Raw genomic sequence first — 22,105 nt, forward strand, 5'->3', positions numbered from 1 at the left:
AAACAACAAGGTCGGCGTGGGAACGGGAATCCATCACGATGCGTTGACCGCCCACAGCAGACCAGCGGATCGCAGGTCGGAAGCCACATCGAGGAGACCGCGTTGCACAGTATTTTCTATATCATCGGTGTCGTCGTCGTCGTGCTGGCCGTTCTCCAGCTCATCGCCTGAGGACGCCGAAATCCATAACTTCATCAGGAGCCTTCACAATGTCAGCGAAGAAGACCACATCGTCCGCCACCTCCCCCACTTCAAACAAGACTACGCCTACCGGCAAGCCTGAGCCCATCGGAAGCGCCGCGCTGAAGGATGAGCGCGGCGGACAGTCGCCCGTCGACGAGGCCGTCGCGACCGCGAAAGAAGCTGCCGACGAGGCGCAATCCGGGGCTGCCGGCCTGAAGGACAAGGCAAAGGCGGAAGCGAGCCGTCTGGCCGGTGAAGCGAGGGACATGGCCGAAGGTCGGGCCGAGGGCCTCAAGGAGCAGGCCACGTCCCGCATCGATGAAACCGCGGACAACATCCGCAGCGCAGGCCGCGAGTTCGGCGACGACAGCTATCAGGCGCAGGCGGCCGATTATCTCGCCTCCAACCTGAGCCAGGCTGCCGAGATGATCCGCGAGCAGGACTTCAGTTCCCTCGCCGACGACGTGTCGAGCTTTGCCCGTCGCAATCCCGCGATGTTCCTGGGCGGCGCGGCGCTCGTGGGGTTCGCTGCGGCACGCCTCATGAAGTCTTCCGAGGAGAACCGGAGCGATTACGCCCGGAACGACTACGCCCGGAACGACTACGGGCGCAACGATTACGCGCGCAACGAATACGGCCAGGATGACTTCGGTCGCGATTACGGCCGGGGCGGGGTGACGCGATGAACGATCGAGTTCCCCCACCCAAGGGTCCGACCGGATTGATTGCGGATATCCTGGGTCACGTCGCCGGGTTGGTCCGCAAGGAGGTCGATCTGGCCCGGGCGGAGATGTCCGAGAACATCAACCGTGCGGCCGTCGCCGTCGGTCTTCTGGTTGGTGCCCTGGTCATCGCGCTCGTGGCGCTCAACGTCCTCGCGGCGGCCCTTGTCGCGGCGATCGCCGAACTGGGTCTCGATGCCGGATGGGCGGCGCTGATCGTCGGCGGCCTGCTTGCGATCGTCGCCTTCGCCATGGTGGCCAAAGGTCTAAACGATCTCAAGCTGTCGAGCCTGGCGCCCACCCGGACCGTCAAGAACGTGAAGCGTGACGCCCGTACAGTGAAGGAGAACGTCTGATGTCAGATCGCAGAACCGCAGACGACATCGAACGTGAGATCGAAGCCGAACGTGGCGAGCTGGCCCGGTCGCTCGACGAATTGCAGCGTCAGGTGTCGCCTGAGGCCATCGTCGAGCGGGTTTCGGGCCTGCTGCGCGAACACGGCGGCGATCTTGCGGACAATGCCGTCCGGCAGGCCAAGGGCAACCCGGTAGCGCTCGCGGTGACGGGCGCGGGCCTCGCCTGGCTGATCGCGGGCCCCACGGTCTCGCGCAGCAGCAAGGCCGGCACCTATGACCGCTGGGCCGCTACGCACGATACCAGCGTGGCGCCGCGGCAGCCGGAGCCGCCGAAGGCGTTGCCCAAGCCACGACACCAACCGCAGATCGCCTACGATCATCGCGAATACGAGACGACGCCGGGGTTCCGGCACGCACCCGAGCCCAAGGGCGGCTTCAAGGCCAGGCTGGACCGCATCTCGGCCCAGATGCCTCCCCGGCCGCCCAGGGGTGCCGGTGGCCGCCCGTACCGCACCGTCGAGGAGCACGATGCGGAGGAGAAGAAGTCCCTCCGCGAGAAATTCAAGGAAGGAACCGAGAACATGAGTGAGTCCGCACGTGACCGTCTGGCCGCCGCCCGCGAAGCGGCCTGGAATGCAGAACAGCGTCTGGAGGCCGTCGCCCGGGACTATGCCGCCACGGGACGCGAAGCCTATGGCAATCAGCCCATCATCGCCGGGCTTCTGGCCTTCGGTGTCGGTGCCGCTATCGGGCTGGCCCTGCCGCGGACCCGGCAGGAAGACCGTTATCTCGGCAGCTACCGCGACAAGGCGCTGGCCGAGGCGGAGCGGATCTATCACTCGGAGAAGGCCAAGCTCCGTGCCGTGGCCGAAGCCGCGGCCGAGGAGGCCAAGGCCGTCGCGACCGAGACGCTGGAGCAGGTGAAATCCGGCGCATCCGAAGCCAAGGGTGCCGTGGCCGATGCGGAGAAGACCGCCAAGTCCGCAGGCGAGCGGATCGCCGATGCGGCCAAGTCCGAGGCCGAGCGTCGTGATCTGGGCGGCAGCGTGGGCTGACCGCGTCACCGTACAACATGTCCGGGCGCGATCCGAAAGGGTCGCGCCCGTTTCGATTCGTCGCACCCCCGAACGATGACGTGCGCGGAACCGGCGCCTGCGGCAGGGGTTCGACACCGGAAAGCTCATTGAAGGACATCGCCCATGACGATTGACCCCAATTCCCGCATCGCCGTCGTCGCCGGAGGAACCGCAGGCGTCGGCCGCGCGGTGGTCGAAGCCTTGCTGACCCGTGGGTACCGCGTTGCGGTCATGGCGCGCGGCCAGTCCCGTCTGGACGATATGGAGCGGCAGTTCGGGGACCGCATCTGGACCCGATCGGTCGATGTGTCCGACGGCGCCGCGCTGACTGCGGCGGCACAGGACATCGCGGCGGAGTTCGGCACGCCAGAGGTCTGGGTGAACAGCGCGATGCTCACCAGTTTCTCTCCGTTCGAGAAGGTCGAGGAGGAGGAATTCCGCAGGATCACCGAGACGACCTATCTGGGTGCCGTCAACGGTTGCCGGGCGGCCTTGAGCGTCATGGAGTGGGGGAACATCGTCAACGTGGGGTCGGGCCTTGCCTATGCCTCGGTTCCCAACCAGGCGGCCTATTGTGGCGCCAAGCACGCCACCGAAGGCTTTACCCAGGCCCTGCGGATCGAGCTGGCGCAGGCCGGCCGGCCGATCACGCTGAGCATGGTGCAGCTGCCGGGGATGAACACGCCGCAGTTCGACTGGGCGCTCAACCGCATGGATCGCAAGCCCCAGCCCGCGCCGCCCATCTTCTCGCCGCAGGTCGGCGCCGACGGGGTGATGCGGGCGATAGACACGGACGCGCGCGAGATCCTGGTGGGCCGCTCGGTCCTGAAGCTGATGGTCGGGAACTTCCTGCTGCCGCCGACGGTCGAGCGGCAACTGACGAAGGTCGGCGTGTCGTCGCAGAAGGGCGATGCTCCGCCCGAGGGAGGGCCGGGCAACCTGGATCGTCCGGACCCGGATTATCCAGCACGGGCCGCAGGATCCTATGGCGAACAGGCTTCGAACCGGGCGATCATCGTCGATGGCGACTTCGCCCGAAAGGGCGCCGCGCTGGGCGGGGCGGCCCTGATCCTCGTCGCCGGCATCCTGCTTGGGCGGGCTACCCGGCCCCGGGAGGAGTCCGATCGGCCCGCGGTGCAGGATCGCGACCGCATCCGACGCCTCCCGCGCTGAGATCCGGCCAGGTCAGCGCAGCCAGACTGCGGCGGTTCGCCCCGGCAGGACATCGTTGGTGGGCCCCGACGCGAAGTCGGGCTGCCCATCAATGGGCACGGGGGTATGGCCGAAGTTCAGGATCACCTGCGCGTCCATATATTCCAGCTTTATGATATCACCGTCGCGAGACCAGTCCTGCAATTCCAAACGGCCCAGGCGCTCCCTCCGAAAGGCGAAGGCGGCCCGATAAAACCGCAGCGGGCTGTCCGCCGCGATGTGCTGCACGCTGACCGAAATGTCGACGGGCCAGTCCATCGGCAGCCACGGCTGCCCCGTGGTGAAGGCCCGGCCCGGACGTTCGGCCCAGGGGATGGGCACGCGCGCGCCCTCCCGTCCCGGACCATCGGGCCAGTAGAGCAGGTCATAGGGATCGGTGACGGCGGACTTGGACAACCGCGGCTGGATCAGGCCCAGTTCCTCGCCCTGATACAGGATCACCGGCCCCGGCGCGGTCGCCAGCACAAGCGCCAGGAACTTGACGTCGTGGACCGTTCCGTTGCCGGCCTTGGCCGCATGCCGGGGCTGGTCGTGCGACGACAGCCACCACCCCAGCCTCCCCGGGTCGGACGCCCTTGTCAGAATGTCGGCGTAAGCGGCGGCAGATGCATCGTTCTCGGGAAAATCGGTCGTATAGGCGGCATCCATCCGGCCCGGTTGCGTCAACCCGCAGGCCAGTTCGACGGATTCGTTGCCCGAGGTGATCTCGCCGATCAGGAACATCTCGTCGCCCGCCCATTCGCGAAGGTTCTCGGCATAGGCAAGGCCGTCGCCCGGCAGGATGTCATGGACGTGGTCCTGATAGGTGTAGGGCACGAAATCTGCCCCGCTGACACGACCTTGCACCGTCTCGGATGCTGCGGGGTTGTCGGCCATCGAGGTGTCGAACAGGAAGGACGTCACCGCGTCGATCCGGAACCCGTCCACACCCCGGTCGCGCCAGAACCGCATGATGGTGCAAAGCTCCCACTGAACCCGCTCGCATCGCAGGTTCAAGCTGGGCTGTGCCGCGGTGAAGTTGTGGAAATAGTACTGCCGCCGCTGGTGGTTCCAGGTCCAGGCGGGCGGTCCGAACTGCGACAACCAGTTGTTCGGCGGCGTTCCATCGGGCTTGGGATCGGCCCAGACGTAGTAATCATCATAGTCGGGATCGCGCGCGACGGATCGCCGGAACCATGGGGCCGTCGTGGAGGTGTGGTTGAACACTTGATCGATGATGATCCGCAGGTTCAGGTCATGGGCCCGTTCGACCACCCGATCGAAGTCGGCGAACGTCCCGAACAGGGGATGAACGTCCAGATGGTCCGCCACGTCATAGCCCCCATCCGCCATGGGCGACGGAAAGAAGGGGGAAAGCCAGATCGCGTCCACGCCCAGATCCGCCACATACCCCAGCTTTTCGAAGATGCCGTTCAGGTCGCCGATGCCGTTGCCCGTCGTGTCGCGGAAGGATCGCGGATAGATCTGATAGATGACGGGGGCGGCGGGCCAGGGTGACTTCGACAAGCGGTGGTCTCCGAAAAGATCGCGGAAAAGGGGCGCCCCGCGTCGGAGCGCCCCGCATTCCGTCGAATCCTAGCGCAGCGTCAGGCGCCGACCACCATTCCGCCATTCGGGTGCAGCGTCTGGCCGGTGAAGTAGTTGCCGTCGCTGCTGGCGAGGAACAGGAAGGCCGTCGCCACCTCCCACGGCTGGCCCGCCCGGCCCATGGGGGCGCCGGAGCCGAAATCCTCGACCTGTTCGGCAGGCATGGTCCCGGGGATGAAGGGTGTCCAGATCGGGCCGGGTGCCACGGCGTTTACGCGGATGCCCCGGTCCATCAGGTTCTTGGCCATCGACCTGCTGAAGGCGAGCGAGGCGCCCCTGGTCGTCGAATAGGTCACGAGCGATGCATTGCCTGCGAAGGCATTGATCGAACTGGTGTTCACGATGGCCGCGCCTTCCTTCAGATGCGGCAACGCGGCCTGCGTCATGAACATGTAAGCCTTTACATTGGACGCCAGCATCCGATCTATCCGCTCCTCGGACAGGTCTGCGAAGTCCTCGTCCAGCCATTGCTGGGCACCGTTGTTGATCAGGATGTCGAGCTTGCCCCAGGTATCGATGACCTTGGCGACCGCCGTTTCGCAACGATCCTTCTGTCCCAGGTCGCCCTCGATCAGAAGGCACTCGGCGCCTTCCTCCTCGACCAGCCTTTTGGTCTCCTCGGCGTCGCGGCTCTCCTCCAGATAGGCGATGGCTACCCTGGCGCCCTCCCGTGCGAACAGGACAGATATGGCCCGGCCGATCCCGCTGTCGCCGCCGCAGACGATGGCCACCTTGTCGCGCAGCTTGCCCACGCCCGGATGGCGCGGTGCGTAGTCGGGCGCGGGATCCATGCGGAACTCGTCCGCGGGCATGCTGTCCTGTGACTGCGGGGGGATTTTCGGGTCGGTCATGGACGCTCCGTTTGGTTTGGGTTTCGCCAAGTCGAACGAAAGCCCGGCGCGGGGAGTTCCCGGCCGGGCCAATGGGTCGCGGCGCGCGTCGGATCAGCCGGAGACGGCGGCCGTCACGATGATCTCGACCCGGAACCTCCGCGCGGCCAGCTTCGCCTCGCCCGTCGCGCGGGCCGGGGCGTGACCCTCTGGCACCCAGTCATCCCAGACGGCGTTCATCTGCGCAAAATCGGCAATGTCGGCCAGCCAGATGATGGCTTGCAGGATGTGTTCCCGCCCGCTGCCCGCCTCCGCCAGAAGACGGTCGACGGAGGCCAGGCAATCGGCTGTCTGTTCCGCAACCGTGGCCCCTTCGCCCACCTGCCCGGCCAGATAGATCGTGTCGCCGTGGCGGACGATCTGGCTCATCCGTTGGGTCGTGTGCATGCGTTCGATGGCCATGATCTATACCGTATAGTTGAGGCCGAGGCGTCCGCCATCGACGTAGATGGTCTCGCCGGTGATGTAGCTGGCCTTGCCGCTCGCAAGGAAGGCCACGACGTCGCCGATCTCCCGCGCGGTGCCGGCACGTTTCAGGGGCGTGCGCGACATGGCGCGGTCGAAGGCCGCCGGGTCCGCGTTCACGGCCGCCATCATCTCGGTGTCGATGCTGCCGGGACCCACGGCGTTCACGCGGATGTTGTGCGGGGCGAGTGCCAGCGCCGCGACCTTGGTGAGCTGCATCACGCCGCCCTTCGACGCGCAGTATCCCGCGATCGACGGGATCGCCACCTGCGCGTTGATCGACGACATGTTGACGATGGCGCCCTCGATGCCCTTCTCGACCATGGTGCGGGCGGCGCGCTGCGTGGCGAGGAAAACGCCAGTCAGATTGATGTCGAGGACGCGCTGGAAGTCTGCCAGCGGCATCGACAGGAAGTCGCCCGCAATTGCCACGCCCGCGTTATTTACGAGGGTCTGCACCGGTCCCACCTCGGTCTCGACCCTATCGAAGAGGTCCGCGACCTGCGCCGGATCGCCCATGTCGCAGACATAGCCCGTGCCATCCAGCCTCGCGGCAGCATCCCGCACGCTGTCCTTGATGTCGGCCAGCACGATGCGGCAGCCGTCCTCGGCCAGGGCTTCGGCGCAAGCATATCCGATGCCCTGCGCCCCGCCGGTAATCAATGCGATGCGGTCCATGTCTCGTCCTTCCTCGAAGTGATCCGCAGAAGGCTTGCCCCCGACGCTCGGGCGCGTCAACGTGAGCGACATGAAAACCGCAGCCGACATGGTCGCCGAGGCGCGTGCCCGGATCGAGGAATGGGACGTCGCGCGCCTGCGCGCCACGCCCGATGCCGTCGTGGTCGACATCCGCGACGTGCGCGAACGGGCCAAAGGGTTCATTCCCGGCTCAGTCCATGCCCCACGCGGGATGCTGGAGTTCTGGTGGGATCCCGAAAGCCCCTATCACCGCGAGGTCTTTGCCGGGCCGGGTCCGTTCGTCTTGCATTGCGCGATGGGATGGCGTTCGGCACTGGCCGCCGCGACGTTGCAGGACATGGGGTTCGGCATTGCCCATCTGGACGGTGGGTTCGAGGCTTGGGTCGCGGCGGGCGGGGCAGTGGAAAAGCCCGAGGCGAAGGGTTAGTCCAGCCAGACCGACGTGGCGATCCGGTCGATTTCCGTTCCCTTGCGGATCAGGACGACGGTGCCGGAATAGGTGCCGCCCCGCCATTCCGGCGCGGACAGACGACGCCCGGCAGCCCGGAACAGTTCCGCCTGTGCCCGGTCGAGCGTGGCTTCGGAGGTGAAGACGGTCCCGCCGTCCGGGCCGATGATGGTCATCTGCAGAACGTCGCCGGGCCGGCCGCCGAACAGCGACGCCCAGATCACCAGCGCCGGGGCCGTGACCGGCAGGCGGGCCGCGTCGGCGGTGCCCGCCTTGACGTCGTCGAAATCTGGAACGGCATCGGCGAAACCCGCCGAGAGAAACCCGCCGGGCCGGTAGTCGGGCATGTCCTGCCAGAGACCGGCCGGGAACGGATCGACGGTCACGCCGTTCCGCCGCACCGCCAGGTGGACGTGGGGAAACTGCGTCGCGCCGGACAGGCCGATCCGACCCAGCACCTGACCCCGCGCGACCGTCTCCCCCGGTGCGACGGCGATGGACCCGCGCGCCAGATGGCAGAGCTGCGTCTCCCATCCGTCGCCGTGGTCGATGGCGACGCCGTTGCCGCACTCGCGGTCGGCGACCTCGGATACGTCGCTCACGCTCCGATCCGCCATGCCGTCGCGGATGTTGCGGACCACGCCGGGGGCCGGGGCGAGGACAGGCACGCCCGCCTCCATCGTCTCCAGGTCCGGCACGCGGAAATCGGTACCGCCGTGACCGTCGTAGGTCAAATCGCCGCCCGTGTGGTCGCGGGCGCCGGGGCCGGGGTCGGCGTCGACCAGATGCTGGATGAAGCAGGTCTCACCCAACCGGCAATCCAGAGGCAGGGACAGGCGCAAGTCTTCCGCAGCGGCGGCGGAGGCCGGCAATGCGAGGGCGCTGGACATGAGCCAACGAAAAGGGCCCCCGCGTTTCCGCGAGGGCCCAGGACCCGAAGGCCTGTTCATTCCGCCGTCAGGAGCGGAGGTTTCTTGTTGCCGATCTTGGGGGCGCCCGGCTCCTCGATCCTCAGATCGAGGGCGCCGTTCTTGACGCCGACCTTGACCAGCCCGCCCTTGGCGAGCTTGCCGAACAGCAGCTCCTCCGCCAGCGGCTTCTTGACGTATTCCTGGATCACGCGGGCCAGGGGCCGCGCGCCCATCTTGTCGTCGTAGCCCTTGTCGGCGATCCATTCGGCCGCCGCCTTCGTCAGCTCGATCGTGACGCCCCGGTCCAGAAGCTGCGCTTCCAGTTGCAGGACGAACTTCTCGACCACCTGCAGGATCGTCTCCTTCGGCAAGGCGCCGAAGCTGATGATCGCGTCCAGGCGGTTGCGGAACTCCGGCGTGAACGTCCGCTCGATGGCCGCGGTATCCTCGCCCTCGCGCTTGTCGCGGCCGAAGCCGATTGCGGCACGGGCCATGTCCGACGCCCCGGCGTTCGACGTCATGATGAGGATGACGTTGCGGAAGTCCACCGCCCGGCCGTTGTGGTCGGTCAGCTTGCCGTGGTCCATCACCTGAAGCAGGATGTTGAACACGTCCGGATGCGCCTTCTCGATCTCGTCGAGGAGCAGCACGCAATGCGGATGCTGATCCACGCCGTCGGTTAGCATGCCGCCCTGATCGAAGCCGACGTAGCCCGGAGGCGCCCCGATAAGGCGCGAAACCGCGTGCTTCTCCATGTATTCCGACATGTCGAAGCGCAGCATCTCCACCCCGAGGGTGTCGGCCAACTGCTTTGCAACCTCGGTCTTGCCGACGCCGGTGGGGCCCGCGAACAGGTAGTTGCCGATGGGCTTCTCAGGCTCCCGCAGACCGGCGCGCGCCAGCTTGATCGCCGAGGACAGTGCCACGATAGCCTCGTCCTGTCCGAAGACCACGCGCTTCAGCGAGCCTTCCAGATCGCGCAGGACCTCCGCATCGTCCTTGGTGACGTTCTTGGGCGGGATGCGGGCGATCTTGGCCACCACCGCCTCGATCTCCTTCACGCCGATGGTCTTCCGGCGCTTCGATTCCGTTACCAGCGCCTGAGCGGCCCCGGCCTCGTCGATGACGTCGATGGCCTTGTCGGGCAGCTTGCGGTCGTTGATGTAGCGCGCCGAAAGCTCCACCGCCGTGCGGATCGCCTCGGCCGTGTACTTGATCGAATGATGATCCTCGAAATAGGATTTCACGCCCTTGAGGATCTTGACCGTATCCTCGACCGAAGGCTCGTTCACGTCGATCTTCTGGAAGCGCCGCGCAAGCGCGCGGTCCTTCTCGAAGTGCTGACGAAACTCCTTGTAGGTGGTGGAGCCCATCGTACGCAGCTTGCCGCCCGCCAGCGCGGGCTTGAGCAGGTTCGACGCGTCCATCGCCCCGCCGGACGTGGCGCCCGCACCGATCACGGTGTGGATCTCGTCGATGAACAGCACCGCATCGGGGTGATCCTCAAGTTCGGTCACCACGGCCTTCAGCCGTTCCTCGAAGTCTCCGCGATACCGGGTTCCCGCCAGAAGCGCGCCCATGTCGAGCGAATAGATCGTCGCACCGGACAGCACCTCGGGCACCTCGCCCATGACGATCTTGCGGGCGAGCCCTTCGGCGATGGCCGTCTTGCCCACGCCGGGGTCGCCCACCAGCAGCGGGTTGTTCTTGCGCCGGCGGCACAGCACCTGGATCGCGCGCTCGACTTCATGGGCGCGGCCGATCAGGGGGTCGATCTCGCCCTTCGACGACTTCTTGTTGAGGTCGACGCAATACTTCGCCAGCGCGCTTTCGCGGTTCTCCGAAGGGTTCGGCCCCTCGGACGCGGCGGAGCCGAAACCGTCGTTGCCGTCGTCGTCGGAGCCCTGCACCGACCGCGGCTCACCGAACTCGGGATCCTTGGCGACGCCATGGGCGATGAAGTTGACCGCGTCGTAACGCGTCATGTCCTGCTCCTGCAGGAAATAGGCGGCGTTCGACTCACGCTCGGCGAAGATGGCGACCAGCACGTTGGCCCCCGTCACCTCCGTCCGGCCGGAGCTTTGCACGTGGATCGCGGCGCGCTGGATGACCCGCTGGAAGGCGGCGGTCGGCACGGCTTCGGACCCGTCGACATCCGTGACGAGCGTGGACAGGTCGTCCTCGATGAATTCCTCGACCGTCTTGCGAAGATCGTCGAGATCGACGCCGCAGGCCTGCATGACACGGGCGGCATCGGGTTCGTCGATCAGCACCAGCAGCAGGTGTTCCAGCGTGGCGAGTTCGTGGCGACGCGCATTGGCCTGCGCCAGCGCGGCGTGAATGGCTTGTTCGAGGGTATTCGAGAACGATGGCATGTGTTCTCCTCCAGCCTGTCAGCGGTTCCACGGAAGTATGGGCCGCGTTTCTTTAAGTTTTGGTTGTCGGCCCGCAGGCTTCAACCTTTTTCGTCTCTTCGATCGCTTTCCTTTCCGGAACGTGATCGGAATGCGGCCTTTTCCGGGGTCAGAAGGCATCCTTTGCACGGCGCGCGGCCGCGAAGGTTGCATCGTCGGATTGTCCGGTGGTGCCTGTCGCGTCCTTGAGGTCGGGGACGTGGGCGCGCAGGAACGGGTTGGTGTTGCGTTCGAGCCCGAGGGCGGAGGGGACGGAAGGCAGGTCCTTCGCGCGGGCCGCCTCCGTCTCGGCTATGCGAGAGATAATGTCGCCGTTGTCCGGTTCAAGACTGCGCGCGAAGGCCAGATTGTTAAGCGTGTACTCATGCCCCGAGGCGATGAGCGTGTCGTCCGACAGGTCCGCGAATTGCCGCAGCGAGGCGAGCATCCGCTCCGCCGTTCCCTCGAACAGACGTCCGCAACCGGCCGCCATCAGGCTGTCGCCGGTGAAGGCCACGCCGTCGAACAGATAGGCCACGTGGCCCATTGTGTGGCCCGACACGTCTATCACCTGGGCCTCTTCCTCGCCGATCACCACGACATCGCCGGGGCTGACGGCATGGTCCAGCGGAGGCAGGCGGTGGACGTCCGCCGCCGCACCCCAGACGTCGGCGCCGGTGGCCTGCACCACTTCGGCCACGCCCTGGATATGATCGTCGTGATGATGGGTCAGCAGGATGTCGGTCAGCTGCCACCCCTTGTCCTTCAAGGCCGCCAGAACGGGACCGGCCTCGGGCACATCGACCACGGCGACGCGGTCGCCCGAGCGGAACAGGAAGGCATAGTTGTCCTTGAGGCAGGGGACGGTGAAAAGGGTCCGGGCGACGGTCATGGCTTTCTCCGTTTTCCGGGTTAGCATGGCGCGATCCGTTCCAGGGGCAATGCCTTATGCATATCGACGTGCTGGACCTTCGCCAGTTCTACTATCGCACCCGGCTGGGCCGTGCGGCGCAGAAGGCGGTGCGGGACCGGCTGGTCGCCATGTGGCCCGAAGCCAAGGGTCAGACGGTCGTGGGATTCGGCTTCGCCGTGCCCCTCCTGCGCCCCTATCTTGCGGATGCGCGGCGGGTGATCGGGCTGATGCCGGCGCCGCAGGGGGTGATGCACTGGCCGGCGGGCATGGCGAACGTGTCCCTTCTGTCGGAGGAGACGCTCTGGCCCCTCGAGACGGGGGCCGTCGATAAGCTTGTCCTTTTGCACGCGCTGGAGGCGTCGGACAATCCGCAGGCCCTGCTCGAGGAATGTTGCCGGGTGCTCGGGCCCGGCGGGCGGGCGGTGTTCATCGTGCCCAACCGCACCGGCCTCTGGGCGCGGCGCGACCGGACGCCCTTCGGTTTCGGCCGGCCCTATTCGCGCGGCCAGCTTGAAGCGCAGGTAAAACGAGCGGGACTGGTGCCCGAACGCCACGCCGCCGCGCTGTTCGCTCCGCCGAGCGGGGGGAAGTTCTGGCTGCGGGTCGGCGGCTTCATGGAACGTCTGGGCCAACGTCTGTCGCGGTCGGGCGGCGGCGGGGTGATCCTGCTGGAGGTGTCCAAGCAGGTGCCCGCCCGGCCGCGCACCGGCCTCGCGGAACGGGTGCGCCGGCCGCTGCGCGTTCTTGAGGGCGTGCCGGAGCCTCTGGCGGCAGGCCGGATCGAAGGGGGGGACATGTGATCCTGCGATTCGCCCTGCCGAACAGCTGTCGTCGCGGAAAGGGCCACGGAACCTTTCGGAACGGGCCCGCACGGCGCCAAGGCGCAGTTGCAGGGTTCGGACCCCTCTGCTAGAGCGGGCGCGAAATCGTGATCCGGCCCTGCGGGGAAGGGTTTGACATGGGCCGGCCCGGGGGTGCGGCGGGCCCGCAAGGATTGTCGAAAGGGTGGACGTGTCCGAACCAGCTTCGATCTCGATGGGGATTGCCCGGCGTTACGCGCAGGCCGTCTTCGACCTGTGCCGCGATGGCGGCGACCTTTCGTCGCTCGCCTCCGACGTCTCGGCGCTCGATGCAGCAATCAGGGAGTCGTCGGATTTGCGCGATGTCCTGACCTCGCCGCTCATCCCGCGCGAGGACCAGGGCCGCGCCATCGGCGCGCTGGCCGACAAGATGGGACTCGACGCGGTGCTGGCGAACACGCTGCGCCTCATGGCGTCCAAGCGCCGGCTGTTCGTCGTGCCGCAGATGGTCGCCGCGCTGCGGTCGATGCTGGCCGATGAACGCGGCGAGCTGACGGCCGAGGTCCGCACGCCCAAGGCCCTGACGAAGACCCAGTCCGACAAGCTGTCGAACGCGCTGCGCGCCTCGACGGGCAAGGACGTGAACCTAGATGTCACCGTGGACGACCGCCTGATCGGCGGTCTCGTGGTCAAGATCGGCTCGCGGATGATCGACACGTCGATCCGCGCGAAGCTCAACGCACTCCAGAATACGATGAAAGAGGTCCGGTAATGGCGATCCAGGCAGCGGAAATCTCCGCGATCCTCAAAGATCAGATCAAGAACTTCGGCCAGGAGGCCGAGGTCGCCGAGGTGGGTCGCGTGCTGTCGGTGGGCGACGGGATCGCCCGCGTCTACGGTCTCGACAACGTCCAGGCTGGCGAGATGGTCGAGTTTCCGGGCGGTATCCAGGGCATGGCGCTGAACCTCGAAGCCGACAATGTCGGCGTGGTGATCTTCGGCTCGGACCGGGACATCAAGGAAGGTGACACGGTCAAGCGCACGAACTCCATCGTGGACGTGCCCGCGGGCGACGGCCTGCTGGGCCGCGTGATGGACGGCCTCGGCAACCCGCTCGACGGCAAGGGCCCCATCCAGTTCTCCGAGCGGCGCGTGGCCGACGTCAAGGCGCCGGGCATCATTCCCCGCAAGTCGGTGCATGAGCCGATGGCCACCGGCATGAAGGCCGTGGACGCCATGATTCCGATCGGCCGCGGCCAGCGCGAGCTCATCATCGGCGACCGCCAGACGGGCAAGACGGCCTTGGCGCTCGACGCGATCCTGAACCAGCAGTCCTACAACGACGCCGCGGGCGACGACGAATCGAAGAAGCTTTATTGCATCTACGTCGCCATCGGTCAGAAGCGGTCCACCGTGGCCCAGCTCGTGAAGCGGCTGGAGGAGACGGGGGCAATCGACTATTCCATCGTGGTCGCTGCGACCGCGTCGGACCCCGCGCCCATGCAGTTCCTCGCGCCCTATGCCGCGACCGCCATGGCCGAGTATTTCCGCGACAACGGCCGCCACGCGCTGATCGTCTACGACGACCTCTCCAAGCAAGCCGTGGCCTACCGCCAGATGTCGCTCCTGCTGCGCCGCCCGCCCGGCCGCGAAGCCTATCCGGGCGACGTCTTCTATCTTCACTCCCGCCTGCTGGAGCGGTCGTGCAAGCTGGGCGACGCGGCCGGCAACGGCTCGCTCACCGCGCTGCCGATCATCGAGACGCAGGGCGGCGACGTGTCGGCCTTCATCCCGACCAACGTGATCTCGATCACCGACGGCCAGATCTTCCTCGAGACGGAACTGTTCTACCAGGGCATCCGTCCCGCCGTGAATACGGGTTTGTCGGTGTCGCGCGTCGGCTCCTCCGCGCAGACGGATTCGATGAAATCGGTCGCGGGTCCCGTCAAGCTGTCGCTGGCGCAGTACCGCGAGATGGCCGCCTTCGCGCAGTTTGGATCGGACCTCGACGCCTCGACCCAGCAGTTGCTGGCCCGTGGCGCGCGGCTCACCGAACTGATGAAGCAGCCGCAGTATTCGCCGCTGACCAACGCCGAGATCGTCTGTGTCATCTATGCGGGCACCAAGGGCTATCTCGACAAGATCCCGGTCAAGGACGTCGGCCGCTGGGAAGACGGCCTGCTCAAGCATCTACGGTCCGAGAAGAGCGTGCTCGATTTCATCACGCGGGAGGATCCCAAGGTGAAGGGCGAAGCCGAGGAGCGGATCAAGGCGGTGATCGACGACTACGCCAAGACCTTCGCTTAAGGGGGCGCAGACATGCCCAACCTCAAGGACCTGAAAACCCGGATCGCGAGCGTGAAATCCACGCGCAAGATCACCAAGGCCATGCAGATGGTGGCCGCGGCGAAACTGCGGCGGGCCCAGGACGCGGCCGAGGCGTCGCGCCCCTATACCGAGCGGTTCAACGCCGTGATGTCGCAGCTCGCCGCTTCGGCCGGGGGGAGCGACACCGCGCCGCGTCTGCTGGCGGGCACCGGGTCGGACAAGGTGCACCTGCTGATCGTCATGACGGCGGAGCGGGGCCTCTGCGGCGGCTTCAACGCCAACATTGCCAAGCTGGCGAAAGCCCACGCCCTGCGCCTGTCGGGCGAGGGCAAGACGGTGAAGATCCTGACCGTGGGCAAGAAGGGCCGCGAGGCGCTTCGGCGCGACTACGGCGATCTGATCGTGGATCATGTCGATCTGAGCGAAGTGAAGCGCATCGGCTACGGCAATGCCTCCGAGATCGCAGCCGACCTGCTGCGGCGGTTCGAGGACGGCCAGTTCGATGTGGCCACCATCTTCTACTCCAAGTTCGAGTCGGTCATCAGCCAGAAGCCAACGGCCCAGCAGATCATTCCCGTCACCTTCGACGACGCCGAGCCTTCGACGCTCTATGACTACGAGCCGTCGGAGGAGGCAATTCTGCTCGACCTGCTGCCGCGCGCGGTCGCCACGCAGATCTTCGCGGCGCTGCTGGAGAACGGCGCATCCGAGCAGGGCGCACGGATGTCGGCGATGGACAACGCCACCCGCAACGCCGGCGAGATGATCGACAAGCTGACGATCCAGTTTAACCGCACGCGGCAGCAGGTCATCACCAACGAGCTGATCGAGATCATTTCGGGCGCCGAGGCGCTCTAGCACCCGCAGGGCGGGACCATTTCAGGGGCGATCCGGGGCGCAGCCTTCCCGGTCCGCCCCGCCACAACAAGTCGGGCAGCACGCCCTAGAACCGGAGACACGACATGGCCAACGCAGTCGGCAAAGTAACCCAGGTCATCGGCGCCGTCGTCGACGTGCAGTTCGATGACGCCCTGCCCGAAATCCTCAACGCGTTGGAGACGGACAACCACGGCACGCGCCTCGTCCTCGAAGTGGCGCAGCACCTGGGCGAGAACACGGTCCGCACCATCGCCATGGATGCGACCGAGGGTCTCGTCCGGGGGCAGAAGGTCACCGACACCGGCGGCCCGATCACCATTCCCGTAGGCAACGCCACGCTGGGCCGCATCCTGAACGTGATCGGCGAGCCTGTGGACGAGGGCGCGCCCGTCGAGGCGGATGAATATCGCTCGATCCATCAGGATGCGCCCGACTTCGCGTCGCAGGCGACCAGCTCGGAAATCCTGATCACCGGGATCAAGGTCATCGACCTGCTCGCCCCCTATTCCAAGGGCGGCAAGATCGGCCTGTTCGGCGGCGCAGGCGTCGGCAAGACGGTCCTGATCATGGAGCTGATCAACAACATCGCCAAGGTCCACTCGGGCTTCTCGGTCTTCGCCGGCGTGGGCGAGCGCACGCGCGAGGGCAACGACCTCTATCACGAGATGATCGAATCGGGCGTCATCGTCCCCGACAACCTGCAGGAATCGAAGGTGGCGCTGGTCTACGGCCAGATGAACGAGCCGCCGGGCGCCCGCATGCGCGTCGCGCTGACCGGCCTGACCCTGGCGGAGCAGTTCCGCGACCAGTCGGGCACGGACGTCCTGTTCTTCGTCGACAACATCTTCCGCTTCACGCAGGCGGGCTCCGAGGTGTCGGCGCTGCTGGGCCGCATCCCCTCCGCCGTGGGCTACCAGCCCACGCTGGCCACCGACATGGGCCAGATGCAGGAGCGGATCACCTCGACCAACAAGGGCTCGATCACCTCCGTGCAGGCCATCTACGTGCCGGCGGACGACCTGACCGACCCCGCGCCCGCCACGTCCTTCGCGCACCTCGACGCGACGACGACCCTGTCGCGCGCCATCTCGGAGCTGGGCATCTATCCGGCGGTCGACCCGCTCGACTCGACCTCGCGCCTCATGGACCCCGCCGTCCTGGGTGAGGAGCACTACCAGGTCGCGCGCGACGTGCAGGGCATCCTGCAACGCTACAAGTCGCTTCAGGACATCATCGCGATTCTCGGGATGGACGAGCTGTCGGAGGAGGACAAGCTGACCGTGGCCCGCGCCCGCAAGATCCAGCGCTTCCTGTCGCAGCCCTTCGACGTGGCCAAGGTCTTTACCGGCGCGGATGGGAAGCAGGTTCCGCTGGAGGAGACCATCGCCTCCTTCAAGGCCGTGGTCGCCGGCGAATACGATCATCTGCCCGAGGGCGCCTTCTATATGGTCGGCGGCATCGAAGAGGTGAAGGCCAAGGCCCAGAAGATGGCAGCGGAGGCCGCGTAAGCCATGCAGTTCGAACTCGTCTCACCCGAGCGGCGGCTGGCGTCGATGGACGTCCGGGCCGTCCGCATCCCCGGCGCGGACGGGGACCTGACCGCGATGGCCGACCATACGCCGACCATCACCTCGCTGCGCCCCGGCATCCTGACCGTCGAAACGGGGTCGGGCGAGGAAAGCTATGCCGTCACGGGCGGTTTCGCCGAGATCGGCGCGGGCGTCACCGTGCTGGCCGAACGGGCACTGCATGTGAAGGACGTGACCCAGGCCGTCTTCGACGACTGGGTCGAGGAAGCCCACGCAGCCCATAAGGAGGCGCCCGAGGATGCCGTCGATTCGGCGGCCAAGCTGGTTGCCGACATGGTGGCCATCGGTGGGCATATCGGTCTGAACCCGAAACAGTCCAACCTCTGACGTCGTCGTCCTGCCGGATGACCGGCCAATAGTTAAAGTCCCGGGCAACCCCGGGACTTTTTTTTGGGCGCCCGTATGGTCGTCGCCGAAAAGGCGCCGCAGACCGACTCGCGGCGGCATGGGAGGGTCATGCGCAAGCTGCGGAACCATCTGATCGGCGTCCAGCAGGGCAGCCACATCATGTTCTCGGACTTCGAGGACGGTGGCCCCATGTGGACGGGAACGGGGCCGCGCGAGGTCCGCATCCGGGTGCCCTTCGACGAGCCGTTCAAGACGCCGCCCGTCATCATCGCCTGCCTTGCGATGTTCGACATCGACGAGGCGACGAACCAGCGCGTCGACCTGACGCACGGTGAGGTCACCACCACCGCATTCGACCTCGTATTCCGCACCTGGGGCGACACTCGCGTCGCCCGCGCCCGCGCCGACTGGACCGCCATGGGCGAGGTGCGCGCCGACGACGAATGGGATATCGACTGAGGGGATTTGACACCGCGGCCTGCTGGCGTCCTATGGAGGTCGGAGGTGTCCCATGCGCGACCACAATTTCCTGACCGAGATGAACGCCCGCCACCTGTGGCACCCGATGGCCCATCCGGGCGAGATGCAGGCCCAGCCGCCCCGCGTCATCACCGGAGGTGCCGGCGTGACGATCACCGATATGGACGGCCATACGACCATCGATGCCGTGGGCGGCCTCTGGAACGTCAACCTCGGCTATTCCTGCGAGCCGATCAAGGCGGCCATCGCCGACCAGCTCGGCCGCCTGCCGTACTACTCGGCCTTCAAGGGCACCACCAACGACGCCGCCATCGAGCTTTCGGTCCGCATGGCCGAAATGTTCGCCCCCGACGGTCTGAGCCGCGTCTTCTTCACCTCGGGCGGGTCCGACAGCGTTGATACCGCGCTGAAGCTGGCGCGGCAGTATCACCGGCTGCGTGGCGAGGCGGGGCGGACGAAGTTCATCGCCCTCCGCAAGGGCTATCACGGCACCCATTGGGGCGGCGCCTCGGTCAACGGCAACCCGCAGTTCCGCGCGCCTTACGAGCCGCTGCTGCCCGGCTGCTTCCACGTGCCGGCCCCGTATCTCTATCGCAATCCCTTCGACGAGACGGATCACGACCGGCTGTCGGCCCTCTGCCTCGCCGCGCTCGACGCCGAGATCGAGATGCAGGTTCCCGGCACCGTCGCCGCCTTCATCATGGAGCCGGTGCTGGGTGCCGGGGGCGTCATCGTGCCGCCGCCGGGCTTCATGGCGGGCGCGCGCGAGATCTGCGACCGCCACGGCGTCCTGCTCATCGCGGACGAGGTCATCACCGGCTTCGGCCGCACGGGGGATGTATCGGGCAGCCGGCACTGGGGCGTGAAGCCCGACCTGATGACCCTCGCGAAGGCCATGACCTCCGGCTACTTCCCCATGGGCGCGGTGATGGTCGCCGACCGCTTGGCCGGGACGTTCGAGGGGGAGGGCGGCGCGATGATCGGCACCGGCTACACCTATTCCGGCCATCCCGTCGGATGCGCCGCCGCGCTCGCCTGTCTGGAGGAGACGGAGCGGCTCGCACTTTGGGATCGCGCCGCCCGCCGGGGCGCACGCCTCAAGGCCGGGTTGCACGACCTGGCGCAGCGGCACGAGGCCATCGGCGACGTCCGCGGCGAGGGGCTGATGTGCGCTCTCGAAATCGTGTCCGACCGCGATGCACGGACGGCGGCGCCTGACCTCGCCGGCCGCATCTTCGAGGCGACCTACAAGGCGGGCGTGATGGTCCGTTGGTCGGGCACGAACCTCGTCATGTCGCCCCCGCTGATCCTGGAGGACGCCGACTGCGACCGCATCATCGCCGCACTCGACGAGGGGCTGTCGGTGTCGTGAAGGTCTTCATCAACGGCTTCGGACGCATCGGCCGGTCGATCCTGCGCGCGCATTTCAAAGGCGCAGGCGCGGGGATCGAGGTAGTGGGCATCAACGACATCGCTCCGCTCGAGACCTGCGCATATCTCTTCCGCTACGACAGCGTCTTCGGACCCTGGCCCGGCACGGTCGGGACGGCGGAGGATGCGCTGATCGTCGACGGCCGGACGATCCCCTTTCATCGCACGCCCGACCTGCGGACGCTCGATCTCGGCGGGATCGATCTGGTCATGGAATGCACCGGTCGCGCCGACACCCGGCCGGAGGTGGAGCGTGGTCTTCTGGCCGGGGCGGGGCGCGTCCTGATGTCGGGGCCATCGGCCGTCGCCGATGCCACCGTGGTGCTGGGGGCCAACGATCATATCCTCGATCCCGCGCACCGCATCGTGTCGAACGCCAGTTGCACCACCAACGCGGTGGCGCCGCTTCTTGCCGTGCTCGATGCGGCCTTCGGCGTCGTGGCCGGGTCGATGACGACGATCCACTGTTATACCGGCAGCCAGCCCACGGTCGACATGGCCCTGGGCGGACCGCTGGCGCGGTCGCGGGCCGCCGCGCTGTCGATGGTGCCGACAACCACTTCGGCGGGCAAGCTGGTGGATCAGGTGCTGCCGCATCTGGCCGGACGCGTGCCATGCCAGTCGGTTCGGGTGCCGGTGGCAAGCGTCTCGGCCGTGGACCTGTCGTTCCTGCCGTCCCGTCCCGCGACCGTGGAAGGGGTCAACGCCGCATTGCGCGATGTCGGCGGAGTGATCGGGGTCGAAGATGCACCCCTCGTCAGTTCCGACCTGCGCGGCCGGTCCGAGAGCTTCATCCAGGCCTCCGCCGAAACGCGGGTCGGGGAGGGCGGTCTGGTCCGGGTGTTCGGCTGGTATGACAACGAATGGGGCTTCGCCAACAGGATGATCGAACTGGGCCTGAAGATGGGTGCGCCTAGAGAATGACGCGATACTCGGCCTGTCCTCGGACGGGCATGTCCGCGACCCAGGTCCGGCCACCGCCCGCGTGATGGTCGATGGCCCCGTCGTCCAGACCCTCGGTGGCCGAGGTGACGAACAGCCGCCGCAGGTCCGATCCTCCGAAGGCCGGGCAGGTGGTATGGGCGGCGCCGCATGCAAGCGACCGCAAGAATCGGCCGTCCGGGCCATGGCAGGCCACCCGCCACCCGCCCCACTGCGCGATCCAGAGGTTGCCCTCCGCGTCGCAGACCGCCCCGTCCGGCTTGAGACCCACGCCCGAGAAGTCCGCGAAGACCTCCGGCCGCCCCGAGGGCCAGCCCGCGCGGTCGATGGCCTGCTTCCAGACGACGCCCTTGGCGGTGTCCGAGAAATAGGCCAGGTCGCCGGCGGGCGCGAAGCAGATCGAGTTGGGTGTGGTGATGTCGCGGAACAATTGCCGCACCTCGCCGCGGAAGTAGCGATAGAGGGCCCCCGCTCCCGGCTCGCCCGAAAGGCCCATGGTGCCGATCCAGAAACCGCCCAGCGGATCGGCCCGCCCGTCGTTCGACCGATTGCCCGGCTGATCCGCCTCCAGATCGACGATCCGCTCGCGCCGGCCGTCGCGGATGTCGAAATGCCAGAGCGCCGTCTGCCCCGCGACCATCAGGCTGTCCCGGTCGATCCAGCCTGCCGCGCTCACCTTCTCGTCCCAGTCCCAGTCCAGCTGCGTGTCACCGTCACGCGACAGGAGCTTCTGCCCCGTGATGTCGAACCAGAACAGCTGCTCCCGCTCCGGGTGCCAGAGCGGACCCTCACCCAGTGCGCAGACCCGATCGTCGAAAACCCGCGCCTGCGTCATGCCATGATCCCCCGGCCTGCGGCACGGTCATAGGCTTCGACGATACGGGTGGCACAGGACGCAATCTCCGACGCCGGCAGGCCCGGCACATAACAGGCGGTTCCCAGCCCGAAGCCGTCGGCGCCGGCCTCCAGCCATTCGGCGAAGGTTTCCGGCGCCGCGCCCCCCACGGCATAGACCTGAGTGCCCACGGGCAGGACCGCGCGCATCGCCCGCAGGCCCGATGGCCCGGCGAGCGACCCCGGAAAGAGCTTGAGCCCCGTGGCCCCGGCGCGCAACGCGGCGAAGGCTTCGGTGGGGGTCAGGACGCCGGGCCAGCTTTGCAGGCCCAGCGTCCGCGTGGCGGCGATGACCTCGGCGTCGAAGTTGGGCGAGACGATCAGTCGTCCCCCGGCCTCGGCCACCGAATGAACCTCGGACGCCGCAAGGACGGTGCCCGCGCCGATCAGCGCCCGGTCGCCATAGGCATCCGCCATCGCCGAAATCGAGCTGAGCGGCTCGGGCGAGTTCAGCGGCACCTCGATCATCGTGATGCCCGCCTCGATCAGGGCGGCGCAGGCGGCGATGGACTCGGCCGGGGTGATGCCCCGAAGAATGGCGATCAGGGGTCTTGTCATG

The 22,105-nt window shown here is 67.0% G+C and carries 24 protein-coding genes; 14 read left to right on the forward strand and 10 right to left on the reverse strand.

From position 1 onward, the window contains the following. Positions 1–33: 33 nt before the first annotated feature. Positions 34–195 carry a hypothetical protein gene (locus JAN5088_RS18800; protein WP_158448455.1) on the reverse strand — a complete coding sequence of 54 codons (162 nt, stop codon included), beginning with the start codon at positions 193–195 and terminating at the stop codon, positions 34–36. A gap of 14 nt (positions 196–209) precedes the next feature. Here JAN5088_RS18800 and JAN5088_RS01080 point away from each other — a divergent pair, with 14 nt between their 5' ends. The 4 genes from JAN5088_RS01080 (at position 210) to JAN5088_RS01095 (ending at position 3,510) form a co-directional block, all read left to right on the forward strand. Beyond that, positions 210–869 (forward strand): hypothetical protein, encoded by a 660-nt coding sequence (locus tag JAN5088_RS01080; RefSeq protein WP_055680945.1) that lies wholly within the window; start codon positions 210–212, stop codon positions 867–869. Continuing rightward, positions 866–1,261 carry a phage holin family protein gene (locus JAN5088_RS01085; RefSeq protein ID WP_055680946.1) on the forward strand — a complete coding sequence of 132 codons (396 nt, stop codon included), beginning with the start codon at positions 866–868 and terminating at the stop codon, positions 1,259–1,261. The genes JAN5088_RS01080 and JAN5088_RS01085 overlap by 4 nt, the downstream gene beginning before the upstream one ends. Beyond that, a complete protein-coding gene (locus JAN5088_RS01090) occupies positions 1,261–2,316 on the forward strand; it encodes a DUF3618 domain-containing protein (protein WP_055680947.1) in 1,056 nt (351 codons plus the stop codon). The genes JAN5088_RS01085 and JAN5088_RS01090 overlap by 1 nt, the downstream gene beginning before the upstream one ends. Before the next feature lie 144 nt (positions 2,317–2,460). Beyond that, the gene (locus tag JAN5088_RS01095) at positions 2,461–3,510 is read left to right on the forward strand and encodes an SDR family oxidoreductase (protein ID WP_074962373.1); all 1,050 of its coding nucleotides are present in this window, start codon (positions 2,461–2,463) and stop codon (positions 3,508–3,510) included. Positions 3,511–3,522: 12 nt separating this feature from the next. Here JAN5088_RS01095 and JAN5088_RS01100 read toward each other — a convergent pair whose 3' ends face one another. From JAN5088_RS01100 to JAN5088_RS01115, 4 genes are all read right to left on the reverse strand, one after another. Then, positions 3,523–5,055, reverse strand: coding sequence for an alpha-amylase family glycosyl hydrolase (locus JAN5088_RS01100; protein ID WP_055680948.1), 1,533 nt, complete (start codon positions 5,053–5,055; stop codon positions 3,523–3,525). Positions 5,056–5,135: 80 nt separating this feature from the next. Further along, the gene (locus JAN5088_RS01105; protein ID WP_055680949.1) at positions 5,136–5,987 is read right to left on the reverse strand and encodes an SDR family oxidoreductase; all 852 of its coding nucleotides are present in this window, start codon (positions 5,985–5,987) and stop codon (positions 5,136–5,138) included. 93 nt (positions 5,988–6,080) lie between these two features. Continuing rightward, positions 6,081–6,428: a RidA family protein gene (locus JAN5088_RS01110; protein WP_055680950.1), complete on the reverse strand. Its 348-nt coding sequence runs from the start codon at positions 6,426–6,428 to the stop codon at positions 6,081–6,083. A gap of 3 nt (positions 6,429–6,431) precedes the next feature. Next, on the reverse strand, positions 6,432–7,169 hold the full coding sequence (locus JAN5088_RS01115; protein ID WP_055680951.1) for an SDR family NAD(P)-dependent oxidoreductase: 738 nt from the start codon (positions 7,167–7,169) through the stop codon (positions 6,432–6,434). Positions 7,170–7,239: 70 nt separating this feature from the next. Between JAN5088_RS01115 and JAN5088_RS01120 the strand changes: the two genes are divergently transcribed. After that, positions 7,240–7,617 carry a rhodanese-like domain-containing protein gene (locus JAN5088_RS01120; protein WP_370736401.1) on the forward strand — a complete coding sequence of 126 codons (378 nt, stop codon included), beginning with the start codon at positions 7,240–7,242 and terminating at the stop codon, positions 7,615–7,617. Here JAN5088_RS01120 and JAN5088_RS01125 read toward each other — a convergent pair. The 3 genes from JAN5088_RS01125 to gloB all read right to left on the reverse strand — a co-directional run bounded on the left by JAN5088_RS01125 (position 7,614) and on the right by gloB (position 11,834). Then, positions 7,614–8,528 carry a M23 family metallopeptidase gene (locus tag JAN5088_RS01125; protein WP_055680952.1) on the reverse strand — a complete coding sequence of 305 codons (915 nt, stop codon included), beginning with the start codon at positions 8,526–8,528 and terminating at the stop codon, positions 7,614–7,616. The two genes, JAN5088_RS01120 and JAN5088_RS01125, sit on opposite strands and share 4 nt — an antisense overlap. Before the next feature lie 56 nt (positions 8,529–8,584). Further along, positions 8,585–10,924, reverse strand: coding sequence for an ATP-dependent Clp protease ATP-binding subunit ClpA (gene clpA / locus JAN5088_RS01130; RefSeq protein ID WP_055680953.1), 2,340 nt, complete (start codon positions 10,922–10,924; stop codon positions 8,585–8,587). 148 nt (positions 10,925–11,072) lie between these two features. Continuing rightward, positions 11,073–11,834: a hydroxyacylglutathione hydrolase gene (gene gloB / locus JAN5088_RS01135; protein WP_055680954.1), complete on the reverse strand. Its 762-nt coding sequence runs from the start codon at positions 11,832–11,834 to the stop codon at positions 11,073–11,075. A 56-nt stretch (positions 11,835–11,890) separates the two neighbouring features. Between gloB and JAN5088_RS01140 the strand changes: the two genes are divergently transcribed. The 9 genes from JAN5088_RS01140 to JAN5088_RS01180 all read left to right on the forward strand — a co-directional run bounded on the left by JAN5088_RS01140 (position 11,891) and on the right by JAN5088_RS01180 (position 20,634). Beyond that, a complete protein-coding gene (locus JAN5088_RS01140) occupies positions 11,891–12,655 on the forward strand; it encodes a class I SAM-dependent methyltransferase (RefSeq protein WP_055680955.1) in 765 nt (254 codons plus the stop codon). 211 nt (positions 12,656–12,866) lie between these two features. Beyond that, on the forward strand, positions 12,867–13,427 hold the full coding sequence (locus JAN5088_RS01145; RefSeq protein WP_055681140.1) for a F0F1 ATP synthase subunit delta: 561 nt from the start codon (positions 12,867–12,869) through the stop codon (positions 13,425–13,427). Continuing rightward, on the forward strand, positions 13,427–14,962 hold the full coding sequence (gene atpA, locus JAN5088_RS01150; protein WP_055680956.1) for a F0F1 ATP synthase subunit alpha: 1,536 nt from the start codon (positions 13,427–13,429) through the stop codon (positions 14,960–14,962). The genes JAN5088_RS01145 and atpA overlap by 1 nt, the downstream gene beginning before the upstream one ends. Before the next feature lie 12 nt (positions 14,963–14,974). Further along, positions 14,975–15,841 carry a F0F1 ATP synthase subunit gamma gene (locus tag JAN5088_RS01155; RefSeq protein WP_055680957.1) on the forward strand — a complete coding sequence of 289 codons (867 nt, stop codon included), beginning with the start codon at positions 14,975–14,977 and terminating at the stop codon, positions 15,839–15,841. A gap of 104 nt (positions 15,842–15,945) precedes the next feature. Next, positions 15,946–17,370, forward strand: coding sequence for a F0F1 ATP synthase subunit beta (atpD, locus tag JAN5088_RS01160; RefSeq protein WP_055680958.1), 1,425 nt, complete (start codon positions 15,946–15,948; stop codon positions 17,368–17,370). A 3-nt stretch (positions 17,371–17,373) separates the two neighbouring features. Continuing rightward, positions 17,374–17,778, forward strand: a complete 405-nt coding sequence (locus JAN5088_RS01165) for a F0F1 ATP synthase subunit epsilon (protein WP_055680959.1) — start codon at positions 17,374–17,376, stop codon at positions 17,776–17,778. Positions 17,779–17,907: 129 nt separating this feature from the next. Beyond that, positions 17,908–18,258 carry an H-type lectin domain-containing protein gene (locus JAN5088_RS01170; RefSeq protein ID WP_055681141.1) on the forward strand — a complete coding sequence of 117 codons (351 nt, stop codon included), beginning with the start codon at positions 17,908–17,910 and terminating at the stop codon, positions 18,256–18,258. Between the two features lie 52 nt (positions 18,259–18,310). Then, on the forward strand, positions 18,311–19,651 hold the full coding sequence (locus tag JAN5088_RS01175; protein ID WP_055680960.1) for an aminotransferase class III-fold pyridoxal phosphate-dependent enzyme: 1,341 nt from the start codon (positions 18,311–18,313) through the stop codon (positions 19,649–19,651). Continuing rightward, positions 19,648–20,634: a type I glyceraldehyde-3-phosphate dehydrogenase gene (locus tag JAN5088_RS01180; protein ID WP_055680961.1), complete on the forward strand. Its 987-nt coding sequence runs from the start codon at positions 19,648–19,650 to the stop codon at positions 20,632–20,634. The genes JAN5088_RS01175 and JAN5088_RS01180 overlap by 4 nt, the downstream gene beginning before the upstream one ends. On the opposite strand, the gene JAN5088_RS01185 is transcribed toward JAN5088_RS01180, so the two are convergent. Both JAN5088_RS01185 and JAN5088_RS01190 read right to left on the reverse strand, forming a co-directional pair. After that, the gene (locus JAN5088_RS01185) at positions 20,624–21,487 is read right to left on the reverse strand and encodes an SMP-30/gluconolactonase/LRE family protein (RefSeq protein ID WP_055680962.1); all 864 of its coding nucleotides are present in this window, start codon (positions 21,485–21,487) and stop codon (positions 20,624–20,626) included. The genes JAN5088_RS01180 and JAN5088_RS01185 overlap by 11 nt on opposite strands. After that, positions 21,484–22,104, reverse strand: coding sequence for a 2-dehydro-3-deoxy-6-phosphogalactonate aldolase (locus JAN5088_RS01190; protein WP_055680963.1), 621 nt, complete (start codon positions 22,102–22,104; stop codon positions 21,484–21,486). Before JAN5088_RS01190 ends, JAN5088_RS01185 begins: the two co-directional genes overlap by 4 nt. Position 22,105 lies beyond the last annotated feature (1 nt).

This window comes from Jannaschia rubra (genome assembly GCF_001403735.1).
GTDB lineage: Bacteria > Pseudomonadota > Alphaproteobacteria > Rhodobacterales > Rhodobacteraceae > Jannaschia > Jannaschia rubra.